The sequence below is a fragment of the Nostocoides japonicum T1-X7 genome, from assembly GCF_001046855.1.
In the GTDB taxonomy this organism is placed as follows: domain Bacteria; phylum Actinomycetota; class Actinomycetes; order Actinomycetales; family Dermatophilaceae; genus Nostocoides; species Nostocoides japonicum.
In genome coordinates this window covers 3939838-3948962 of the sequence record NZ_HF570958.1, presented here as the reverse complement: position 1 = coordinate 3948962, position 9125 = coordinate 3939838, and the positions used below count along the sequence as shown (strand labels likewise).

The following is a 9125-nucleotide window of genomic DNA, read 5'->3' as shown; positions in this document are numbered from 1 at the left end:
CCCCGCCGCCGTCGCTCCGGCCGCCGCCACGTTCGGCGTCAGCGAGGTCCGCGCGGTCGCCAAGCCGAAGCCCAAGCCGCGCCCGGTCGCCACCACGACGGTCCTCGCCGGTCGCGCGACGACGGCGGTGAGCCGCTCCTCGACGCGGCACGCGGTGTCGACGAAGTCGAGCAGCAACAGGTCCTACTCCTCGAGCAAGCCGGCCGCGGGCGGTGTGCTCGGCATCGCGGCGAGCCTGTCGGGCATCTACTACGTCTACGGCGGCTCCACGCCGGCCGGCTTCGACTGCTCGGGCTTCACCTCCTACGTGTTCCGCCAGGTCGGCATCTCCCTGCCCCGCACGGCGGCCGGCCAGCAGGCCGCGGCCACGCGCGTCTCGAGCCCCCAGCCCGGCGACCTCGTCTTCTTCGGCTACCCGGCCTACCACGTCGGCATCTACGCCGGGAACGGCATGATGTACGACTCGCCCACCACCGGCAAGACCACGGGTCTGCACAAGATCTGGTCGAGCAACGTCACCTACGGCCGTCCCTGATCCGTCGGTGACGCTTCGGCCCCCGGACGCCACGTCGTCCGGGGGCCGTCGCTTGTCCGCGGCTCCCGTGTGAGGATGGAGGGGTGACCACGGTCTCCCCGGAACCGGCGCAGGACCACCACGTCGTCGTCGACATGTGGGTCGATGTCGTGTGTCCGTGGTGCTACATCGGCAAGCACCGGGTCCACGACGCCATCGCCGCGAGCGAGCACCCGGCGGAGGTGACGGTCGTCCACCACGCCTACGAGCTGGATCCGGAGGCGCCGGTCGGCTCGGGGGAGAGCGTCTCGGCGTCCCTCGCGGCGAAGTACGGCACCGACCTCGCCGGTGTCGCCCGGATGCAGGCCCGTGTCGTCGAGGCCGCCCAGCCCGACGGCATCCACCTCGATCTCGCGAGCCAGGTGCGGGCGAACACCTTCGACGCCCACCGGCTCGTCGCCCTCGCACTCGCCATGGGCGGGCCGCCGCTGCAGGGCGCCATGGTGGAGCGGCTCTTCAGCGCCCACTTCGCCGAGGGCCTGGCCGTCGACGACCATCCGACGCTCCAGCGGCTCGCCGCGGAGGCGGGCCTCGACGAGCGCCGGGTCGCCTCCATCCTCGCGTCCGAGGAGTATGCCGACGCCGTCCGTGCCGACGAGGACCTCGCCCGCCGTATCGGGGTGACCGGCGTTCCGTTCACGGTCGCCGGTCCGCCCGAGGGTCGCAAGGTGGCGGTGAGCGGCGCCCAGCCCGTCGAGGTCTTCGGCGAGCTGCTCGCCGCGGCCCAGCACCCGCACGACTGACCGCCGCCGCGGCCCACTCGACCGCCGCCCCGCCCCGACACCTCCCCGCACGTGCCGAGTTGTTGTCCCCGAATCGCGCCTGGAACGACATCAACTCGGCACGTGCGAAGGCCCACCCCGCACGTGCCGAGTTGTTGTCCTCGGAACGGTCTCGGAACGACATCAACTCGGCACGTGCGAAAGGGCGCCGGCATGCTCACGCTCGACCAGCGGGGGTGCCCCGGCCCTCAGACGGTGAAAGGGCCGCCTGTCAGCTCCTCGCACCGCGCCCAGAGGGCGGCGGCCACGTCGCGGTCGTGCGACGCCCGGCTCGAACCGACCGTCCGCGGCGCCCCCCGCTGCTGGAGGAAGCCGCCCGGCCCGATGAGCGAGCCGCCCGGCAGGTCGGGGACGGTCGCGGCATACAGGGTGGGGAGGGCGCCGCCCTCGGCGGGCTGGGCGATGAAGGGGACCCTGTTCATCGCCGCGGAGACGTGGTCCTGCCAGGTGCCGGACCGCTGCTGGAGGTTCGTCGCGGCATACCCGGGGTGGGCCGCCATCGAGCGGAGGGGTGAGCCGGCGCCGATGAGCCGGCGCTGCAGCTCGTAGGCGAGCATGAGGTCGGCGAGCTTGCTCTGGGCGTAGGCGATCCACCCGTTGTAGTGCCGCCGCTCCATGTCGAGGTCGTCGAGATGGATCGTGCCGGCGTGGTGGAGCATCGAGGTGAGCCAGACGACGCGGTCGGTGAGGCGGGGGAGCAGGAGGTTGGTCAGGAGAAAGTGCCCGAGGACGTTCGTCGCGAGCTGCGACTCGTGACCCTGTGGAGTCCGGGCGAGCGGGACGTTCATGATGCCGGCGTTGTCGATCAGCGTCTCGATGCGCCAGTCGCTCACGCCGTCGGCGAAGGCCCGGACCGAGTCGAGGTCGGCGAGGTCGAGGTCGCGCACCTCATGACTCCCCGGTATGCCGCGGGCCGCCTCCTCCGCCTTGGCCCGGTTGCGACAGGCGAGGACGACGTGCGCGCCCTTGCGGGCCAGCTCCGTCGCGGCCGCGAGGCCGATGCCGGAGTTGGCTCCGGTGACGACGAAGACCCGTCCGCTCTGGTCGGGGATGTCTGCCGCGGTCCACTCACCCATGCCGCCATTGTCGCCCGGGATAGGCTCCCGGGATCCAGCGGGTTCGTCGGCGGAGGTGGCGCCCGTGAACGTCTCGACCTTCTACGCACTCTTCTCGACGACCTGTCTGGCCCTCGTCGGCCTGTGGTGGGGGGTCGTCGACCGGCGCCGCGACCTCACGGCCGACGCGCCCGGACGCCGGCTCGCGGGAGGCGTCTACCTTTCCTTCCTCCTCCCCGGGCTCATGGGCCTGTTCGCCCAGGTCGCGCCGGACCGGTCCGTCGTGTGGCGGACCTGCTTCGCCGTCGTCTCGGTCGTCGGATGTGCCTCGACGATCGCCCTGGTGCGCCGGGAGGCCGGCAGCCGGCCACCCGGTCCCCTCGCGCGCAACCGGTGGCTCGTGGCCGTCGCCTACGGGTTGGTCGCCGTCGTGGCCGTCACGCCGGCGTCGGTGACGGCACACACCGGGCTCGCGCCGATCCAGCTCGCCGCGATCGTTCTCATCCTCCTCGTGCTCCTCGGCCACGGGCTGGCGTGGGAGCTGCTCCTCTCCCGCGACGACGAGTCTTCCTGAGGAGCCCCCCGAGACCTCAGTGCTGGAAGCCCGTGACGTGGAGCGAGAAGGCCCGGACGGATCCGGTGTCGAGGAAGGCGTTGTCGCTCACGGTGAGGTGCCACGTCCCGCTCACCGGGTCGGCAAGGAGCGGCTCGAGGGGGGTGGTGGGCTGCCATGACCCCGTGAACGGCGCGTCGGCGCTCGTCGCGGACGCGAACGGCGCGGTGGCCGCGTCGTCGAACACGACCCGGCACAGGTTGTGGCCGCTGGAGCCGTCGCGGCTGAACAGCGTCGCCGTCCGCCCGCTCGGGCTCGTCAGCGTCCCGACGAGGTCTCCGACGAAGGTGTGGTCGATGCCGACCTTCGTGGCGCCCCGGTTCGTCGTGCACGTCGTGCCGTCGACGGAGAAGGTGACCTTCGCCGCATACGTCATGCCGGTGACCCGGAGCGGGATGCTGACACCCGCGGGGGTGTCGTCCGGGATCGGCACGGCCGGGCCCGTGTAGGCGAAGGTGGTCGCGGTCGTCGCGGGTTGCCCGGTCCGGACGGTGAGCTCCTTCGTCGTCGGCGACAGGGCACCGGCGAACTGGGTGCGGACCGTGAGATGCACGGGCTGCCCGACGGGATAGCGGGGCCCGAGCTTCAGGGTGAAGGTGCGGGCCGCCGTCGCGCCGACGGGGACCGCGCCGTAGGACCGGCTCGCCGGCGTCACGGTCGCCTTCGCATCGGTCGCCGTCATGCGGACGCTCACGCCGGTCGCCCGGGCGTCGCCGACGTTGGTCACCGGCAGCGACACCGAGGCGCTCTCGCCGGGTTCGAGGTATGCGTCGCCGTCCCCGGTCGTCGGCGTGACGGTCGGCGTCCCGGCCGTCACGAGGGGCTGCGGGGTGGCGCCGGTGTTCGCGAGGACCCGCGTGGCGAGGATGACCCCGTGGCCGGTGCGGTCGTCGACGCCCTTGGGCGCAAGGTCGAGGGCCGTCCGGTCGAAGGCCTCACGCACGAGGGACTCGCCGGCACCCGGGTTGCCCGAGAGGACGAGCGCGGCGATGGCCGCCGCGTGGGGAGCCGCGGCCGACGTGCCGAAGAACGGGTCGTACCCGTCGACGCTCGTCATGACGCCGTCGGCCGCGGTGATGTCCGGCTTCTGCCGCACGACGCCGCCGGTGGCGGTGAGGTTGCCCGGCGTGTACGGCGTGCCATCCGGCTTGTAGAACATCCGGCGCGGGCCGTCGGAGGTGAAGATCTCCGGGACCTGCTTCTTCGTGAAGACACCCGGGTAGGGACCGCTCGGGTTCGGCGAGTCGCCGGGGTAGAAGGCGAACGGGAGGGGATCGGCGGCGGGCGCGGCCGCCACGCTGAAGGCGTCGACGACCGTCGAGTGACCCCGGGTCACGCCGCCTGTCGCATACGCCCGCAGGCCGTCGTCCGAGGGCCAGAACTGACCGCGGAAGGCGGTGAGCTGGAAGTAACGCGTGGCGCCGGAGTACTTGACGACGGCGAGCCGCTGGCCGGAGGCGAAGGCGTCGGTGTAGAACCCCTCGAACGGGTCGTCGTTCCCGTCCTGCACGTTCTGGGAGAAGGCGAGGACGTTGCCGGCGCTGTCGAGGTCGTAGAGGTCGTAGTCGTTGCCCGACCGGCCGAGCGGGTCGTTCCACTGGAGGATGGCCGGGACCCCGGCGCTCATGTCGGCCAGCGGGTCGAAGACCTGGGTGCCGGCACCCGGGTCGAAGTCGTGGGCCTCACCGCGGAACTTGGCGATGGACTGCCCCGAGCCGCGGAAGTCCGCCTCGTAGTTGCCCGACGACCCGGACAGCAGGTTCCCCTCGTTGCCGGCGGAGCTGAAGTAGAGGGCGCCGTCATGCGTCACGGACTCGACGGCCTGGGCGATCGGTCCGTCCTGGAACGGCGACTCGGAGAAGTAGACGACGTCGTCGACGATGATGTCGCAGTGCGCCTGCGTTCGCAGGGCGAGGATGTTGTCGGCGAACGACGCGGCGCTGATGTCCGCCGTCGCGAACCCGAGCTCGGCCTTCGGGGCGAGGTCGTGGATGATCTCGAGCATCGCCGTGCCCTCGTCGCCCGCCCCGGCCTGGCCGGGCAGCACGTCGACGTCGGGGAGGTCCCCGGAGGCCTGCGACGCCGCGAGCGAGTCGACGCCGTCGGACAGCGCGCAGACCTTGACGCCGACGCCGCTCACCCGGAACCTCGACCGAGCGGTGTCCGCCGCGTGGGCCCGGTCGCCCTCGGACACCACGCTCCCGGTGCGCGGCGTCACCTTCCGGGTGGCCGCGGCGACGGAGGCGGCGATCCTGTCGAGCCGGGCGGCCTCCTGCTGCTTGCTCTCGGCCGTGGCCGGCGAGGCGGCGCCCCCACCGGCCGGGGAGGTTCCCGGAGGCGTCATCGCGGCGGTGAGGTACTCGTCGGCCGTGCGGATCGCCGTGACGTCCTTGCGGGCCGCGATCGTCGTCAGCCCGGAGACCGGGAGGGTGGCCCGGATCGTCCGCAGCCGCGTCGAGGCGTACGCGACCGTGCCGCCCGCCGCCTCGATGGCTCCGGTGAGGTCGTCGCTCACCCCAGTGACGGAGATGTCGACCGAGACGTGGTCAGCTGCGCGGGGGACCTTCAGCTTGGGCGCGGCCTTGGCGAGCGATGACGCCGCCGTCGTGTCGCTCGCGGTCCGCGCCGCGACGGCGAGCCGGCTGTCGAGCTTGGCGACCGGACCGCTTCCTCCCTTGAGCGCCTGGAGGGCCGCGATCTGGGCCGCCGCGCGGGCGGAGACGGCGCCCGGATCGGAGGCGGCCGTCGCCGGGTTGGCGAGAGCCATGGCCGCAGCCGTCGTCGCGGCCGCCGCGATGGCGACGATGATCGTCCGGCCCCTGCGGGCGGTGCGGGCGTCGGAGCGCGCGCGAGCGCCGCCGAAGGAGGGGTTCGTCATGAGTCCACAGGTACACCTGTGAAGTTCTTGAGTTCTACCGGGGAACAGTAAAGAAATCGTGAATGCACGATTCGTTACGTATGCCGGCCCGCCCTGCGGGGGTTCGGCCCGTCCGGCATGCCGGTGCGCGGCGCGGTCGCTCGGCACTCGCGCGGGCTCAGCGCGTCGGCGTGCCGAGCCGCCAGGTCGCTCAGACGCGTCCCGGCGCGCTCGAGGCGTTCGAGTTGCTCCACTGGTCGCGAACCGTCCCGCGGAACCCCGACAGGTGACGGGCCTGGGCGACGACGCCGGCGAGCGCGACGGCGAGATACACCGCATACCACCACCAGCTCATCGACAGGCGCGCGGTGACCTCGCCGGTCGTGAAGTCCGCCGTGTCGACGATCCCGAAGAGCGCCATGAGACCGAACACGACGACGACGGCCCCGCCGAGCGCGCTGAGGACGACGAGGAACACCGACGGAAGGTCGGCGACGATCGTCAGGGCGGCGAGCAGGACGCCGACGACGATCCCGACGAGGACGGTGAACCACGACCACTCGACATGGAGGGCCGCCATGAAGCCCGTCCCGAGGGCGAAGCCGATGCCGGCCATCCCGATCACGATGGAGACGGCGTAGTAGAGGTAGGCGATGGCGCCGAAGACGAGCGCGAGGACGATGCCGGCGACCCAGCCGAGGGTGGCCGCGAGGAAGCCCGCGTCGGTGAACCCGGCGACGAGACCGGCGCCGAGGAAGAACCCGAAGAGGGCGCCCCAGACGGCGATGAGGAGCCGCAGCGCGACGTAGCCGCGCAGCGCGAGCGCCCCACCGACGACGAGCGCGAGGATCCCGACGATGACGTTCTGCACGAGCGGCCTCCTGATGTCTCACCGTGCCGGTGTCCGGCGGTCTCCCCACCGCACAGGATGTCAGACTCCCGGGTGCCGGGTCTCCTGCTTCGTGGGTGGTTCACGGATCGGTCGGACCGCGCGGTCGCGTCGGCGGACCCGTCGGCGGGTTGCGCTGGGCCTAGGCTCGCCCGTATGCGAGTCGCGTTGATGGTCACGTGCCTTGGCGACGCCCTGTTCCCCGGGGTCGGGCGGTCGGTCGTGCGACTGCTGCGGCGCCTCGGCGTCGAGGTCGACTTCCCGGCGGACCAGACCTGCTGCTCCCAGCCGCTGGTCAACACGGGGTACCTCGACGAGGCGGTCCCCGTCGTCCGCCGGTACGTCGAGGCGTTCGCCGGCTACGACGCCGTCGTCGTGCCGTCGGGATCCTGCGCCGGCTGCATCCGGCACCAGCACGAGATGGTCGCCCGCCGCTCCGGCGATGCGGGGCTCGTGGCGGCCGTGCGGGAGACCTCGGCGACGGCATACGAGCTGACCGAGTTCCTCGTCGACGTGCTGGGGGTCGTCGACGTCGGCGCGTCCTTCCCGCACACGGTGACCTACCACCCGACGTGCCACTCGCTGCGGATGCTCGGGGTCGGCGACCGGCCGCGGCGGCTCCTCGAGGCCGTGCACGGGATCCGGGTCGTCGACCTGCCGCGGGAGCGCGAATGCTGCGGCTTCGGCGGGACGTTCGCCGTGAAGAACGCCGACACCTCGGTCGCCATGGGGTCGGACAAGGTCGCCGCCGTCCGGTCGACGGGAGCCGAGGTCCTCGTCGCGAGCGACAGCTCGTGCCTCATGCACATCGGGGGTCTGCTCTCCCGGGAGTCCAGCGGCGTCCGGGTCATGCACCTCGCCGACGTCCTGGCCGGGCCGCAGAGCGCGGAGGTGGGTGCATGAGCCGCACCTTCGTCGGTATGCCGCCCTTCCCCACCGCGGCGCGGGCCGCCCTCGCGGACTCCCAGCTGCGGTCCAACCTTCGGCACGCGACGACGACGATCCGGGCCAAGCGGGAGGCCGTCGTCGCCGAGGTGCCCGAGTGGGAGACCCTGCGGCTCGCCGGTGCGGCGATCAAGGACACCGCCCTGCTGTCCCTCGACACGACCCTGCTCCGCCTCGAGGAGTCATTGACCGTCGCCGGCGCGACGGTCCACTGGGCGCGCGACGCGACCGAGGCCTGCCGCGTCGTCGCGGACGTCGCCCGGGCGCACGGCGCGACGGAGGTCGTCAAGGTCAAGTCGATGGTGACGCAGGAGATCGGCCTCAACGAGTTCCTTGCGGCCCAAGGGATCTCGGCCTGGGAGACCGATCTCGCCGAGCTCATCGTCCAGCTCGGCGACGACCTGCCGAGCCACATCCTCGTGCCGGCCATCCACCGCAACCGCACCGAGGTCCGCGACATCTTCGCCGGCGCGATGGCCGGTGTCGGCCGTCCGGCTCCCGCCGACCTCACCGACGACCCGGCGCGGCTCGCCGAGGCCGCCCGGCTCCACCTGCGGGAGAAGTTCCTCCGGGCGAGGGTGGGCGTCTCCGGGGCCAACTTCGCCGTCGCCGACTCGGGAACGCTCGTCGTCGTCGAGAGCGAGGGCAACGGGAGGATGTGCCTCACCCTTCCCGAGGTGCTCGTCTCCGTCGTCGGCATCGAGAAGGTCGTGCCGACGTGGTCCGACCTCGACGTCTTCCTCCAGCTCCTGCCGCGGTCGAGCACCGGGGAGCGGATGAACCCCTACACCTCGACGTGGTCCGGCGTGACGCCCGGCGACGGCCCGCAGGAGGTCCACGTCGTCCTCCTCGACAACGGCCGCACCCGGGCGCTCGCCGATGCGGTCGGACGGCAGGCGCTGCGGTGCATCCGCTGCTCCGCCTGCCTCAACGTCTGCCCCGTCTACGAGCGGACCGGCGGTCACGCATACGGCTCGGTGTATCCCGGCCCGATCGGCGCGATCCTCAACCCGCTGCTCAAGGGTGTCGGCCACGATCCGCAGGTCGACTCCCTCCCGTACGCCTCGTCGCTGTGCGGCGCCTGCTTCGAGGCCTGCCCGGTGCGCATCGACATCCCGACCGTCCTCGTGGACCTGCGGGCCCAGGTCGTCGACGCGCATCGCGGGGACCGGGCACCGAAGACCGAGGCGCTCGCCATGAAGGCCGCCGGCTTCGGGCTGTCCGGGTCTCGCCGGATGTCCGCCGGCGAGCGGCTGGCCGGTCTCGGCGGCGGCCTGCTGTCCCGGGCCACCGGGCGTGAGGCACCCGGTGGCCGCCGCGTGCTGCCCGGTGTGCTCGGCCTCGGCCGGGCGTGGACCCGCGCCCGTGAGCTTCCGGTGCCGGCCGCGGAGTCGTTCCGGCGCTGGTGGG

Annotated in this window: 8 protein-coding genes; 5 read left to right on the top strand and 3 right to left on the bottom strand. The window is 72.6% G+C overall.

The genetic code is table 11. The annotated features are described in order from the left end of the window. A partial coding sequence (locus BN12_RS26605) for a C40 family peptidase (protein ID WP_053080080.1) occupies positions 1-535 on the top strand: 535 nt, incomplete at its 5' end. 83 nt (positions 536-618) lie between these two features. Next, positions 619-1317 carry a DsbA family oxidoreductase gene (locus BN12_RS17900; protein WP_235432457.1) on the top strand — a complete coding sequence of 233 codons (699 nt, stop codon included), beginning with the start codon at positions 619-621 and terminating at the stop codon, positions 1315-1317. A gap of 227 nt (positions 1318-1544) precedes the next feature. Here BN12_RS17900 and BN12_RS17895 read toward each other — a convergent pair whose 3' ends face one another. After that, complete coding sequence (locus BN12_RS17895; RefSeq protein WP_048554599.1) at positions 1545-2432, bottom strand: oxidoreductase; 888 nt, start codon at positions 2430-2432, stop codon at positions 1545-1547. A gap of 64 nt (positions 2433-2496) precedes the next feature. On the opposite strand from BN12_RS17895, the gene BN12_RS17890 reads away from it, so the two are divergent. Next, positions 2497-2985: a hypothetical protein gene (locus tag BN12_RS17890; protein ID WP_048554597.1), complete on the top strand. Its 489-nt coding sequence runs from the start codon at positions 2497-2499 to the stop codon at positions 2983-2985. A 16-nt stretch (positions 2986-3001) separates the two neighbouring features. On the opposite strand, the gene BN12_RS17885 is transcribed toward BN12_RS17890, so the two are convergent. Then, a complete protein-coding gene (locus BN12_RS17885) occupies positions 3002-5902 on the bottom strand; it encodes a S8 family serine peptidase (RefSeq protein ID WP_083454744.1) in 2901 nt (966 codons plus the stop codon). Between the two features lie 190 nt (positions 5903-6092). Further along, positions 6093-6752 (bottom strand): DUF4203 domain-containing protein, encoded by a 660-nt coding sequence (locus BN12_RS17880; protein WP_200901247.1) that lies wholly within the window; start codon positions 6750-6752, stop codon positions 6093-6095. Positions 6753-6926: 174 nt separating this feature from the next. On the opposite strand from BN12_RS17880, the gene BN12_RS17875 reads away from it, so the two are divergent. Continuing rightward, a complete protein-coding gene (locus tag BN12_RS17875) occupies positions 6927-7673 on the top strand; it encodes a (Fe-S)-binding protein (RefSeq protein ID WP_048554594.1) in 747 nt (248 codons plus the stop codon). After that, a partial coding sequence (locus tag BN12_RS17870) for a lactate utilization protein B (protein WP_048554592.1) occupies positions 7670-9125 on the top strand: 1456 nt, incomplete at its 3' end. The genes BN12_RS17875 and BN12_RS17870, both read left to right, overlap by 4 nt.

Coding starts and splice junctions, on each gene's coding strand:
- BN12_RS17895 (WP_048554599.1), bottom strand. CDS start 2,432: ATGGGTGAGTGGACCGCGGCAGACATCCCCGACCAGAGCGGACGGGTC.
- BN12_RS17885 (WP_083454744.1), bottom strand. CDS start 5,902: ATGACGAACCCCTCCTTCGGCGGCGCTCGCGCGCGCTCCGACGCCCGC.
- BN12_RS17875 (WP_048554594.1), top strand. CDS start 6,927: ATGCGAGTCGCGTTGATGGTCACGTGCCTTGGCGACGCCCTGTTCCCC.